The organism is Streptomyces sp. CT34 (assembly GCF_000805335.1).
GTDB lineage: Bacteria > Actinomycetota > Actinomycetes > Streptomycetales > Streptomycetaceae > Streptomyces.
In genome coordinates this window covers 774,242-775,935 of sequence record NZ_KN708638.1, presented here as the reverse complement: position 1 = coordinate 775,935, position 1,694 = coordinate 774,242, and the positions used below count along the sequence as shown (strand labels likewise).

Here is a 1,694-nt window from a genome sequence, read left to right as displayed (position 1 = left end):
CACGCCTCGATGAGCGGCGCCACCCCCCAGCCCCCGCCCCGCCCCGACGCCGACTACGGCGTCCTGTTCATCGAGGTCTCCGGTCTCCTGCCGATGTGCGGACACGGCACCATCGGCGTGGCCACCGTCCTCGTCGAGACCGGCATGGTCCCGGTCACCGAGCCCGTCACCACCGTCCGCCTCGACACACCCGCCGGCCTGGTCGGCGTCGAGGTGCAGGTCGCGGACGGACAGGCCACGGCGGTCACGCTCACCAACGTGCCGGCCTTCTGCGCCGGTCTCGACCGCAAGGTGACCGTACCGGGCCACGGCACGGTCACCTACGACCTCGCCTTCGGCGGCAACTTCTACGCGTTCGTCGAACTCGACGCGCTGGGGCTGCCGTTCGACCGCGCCCGCAAGGACGACCTGCTCGCCGCGGGGCTCGCCATCATGGACGCGATCAACGCCTCGCCCGACCGGCCGGTCCATCCCACCCAGCCGGAGATCGGCGGCGTCAAACACGTCTACCTCGCCGCCCCCGGCTCCGACGCCCGGCACTCGCGCCACGCCATGGCCATCCACCCGGGCTGGTTCGACCGCTCCCCGTGCGGCACCGGCACCAGCGCGCGGATGGCCCAGCTGTACGCCCGCGGCGCCCTGCCGCTGGAACAGGACTTCATCAACGAGTCGTTCATCGGCACCCGGTTCACCGGCCGCCTCATCGCCGAGACGGAGGTCGGCGGCATCCCCGCCGTCGTGCCCCGCATCACCGGGCGTGCCTGGATCACCGGCACCGCCCAGTACTTCCTCGACCCCGACGACCCCTTCCCCGGAGGCTTTCTCCTGTGACCACCGACCTGGCCCCGGTCGTCTCCCGCAACCCGGCCGACCCCTCCGACATCCTCGTACACGCTCCCGCGTCCGGCGCGGCCGGCGTCGTGAACGCCGTCGAGCGCGCCCGCACCGCCCAGCACGGCTGGCTGCGCGGCGGCGCCGCGGCCCGCTCGGCGGCGCTCGCCGCGATCGCCACCGCGGTCGAGGCAGCCGCGGACGAACTGACCGCCCTCGCCGTCCGCGAGGTGGGCAAGCCCGTCACCGAAGCCCGTGCCGAGGTGGCCCGCACCGCCGCGATCTGGCGCTACTACGCCACCGCCCCCTACGACCCCACCGGCACCGTCCACGAGCCGGCCGCCGGCCCCGGACTGCTGCTCACCCGCCGCCGTCCGCACGGCGTCGCCGGTCTGATCACGCCGTGGAACTTCCCGTTCGCGATCCCCAGTTGGAAGGCCGCCCCGGCGCTGGCGACCGGCAACACCGTCGTCCTCAAACCCGCACCCGAGGCCACCGCCTGCGCCCGGCGCCTCGCCGAGATCGTCCGACAGGCGCTCCCGGAGGGGGTGTTCACGGTGCTGCCCGGCGGTGCCACCGAGGGCGACGCCGTCGCCTCGGCCGCCGACGCCGTCTCCTTCACCGGCTCCACCCTGGTCGGCCAGACCGTCGCGCGTACCGCCACCGCGCGCGGCATCCCCGTACAGGCCGAGATGGGCGGGCTGAACGCGGCGATCGTCCTGCCGGACGCCGATATGGACACCGCTGCCGGCCACCTCGCCTCCGCGATCGGCGGATACGCCGGACAGAAGTGCACCGCGACCAGCCGCGTGATCGCGGTGGGCGCCGCCCTCGGCCCGCTGCGCGAGGCACTGGCCGAGCAC

The 1,694-nt window shown here is 74.4% G+C and carries 1 protein-coding gene and 1 pseudogene; both read left to right on the top strand.

Features of this window, described 5'->3' with window-relative positions:
• On the top strand, positions 1-831 hold an 831-nt coding region (locus RZ84_RS03425; protein ID WP_043263033.1), incomplete at its 5' end, for a proline racemase family protein.
• Positions 828-1,694 (top strand): annotated as a pseudogene (locus tag RZ84_RS40505) (aldehyde dehydrogenase family protein); the annotation flags it as partial. The gene RZ84_RS03425 and the pseudogene RZ84_RS40505, both read left to right, overlap by 4 nt.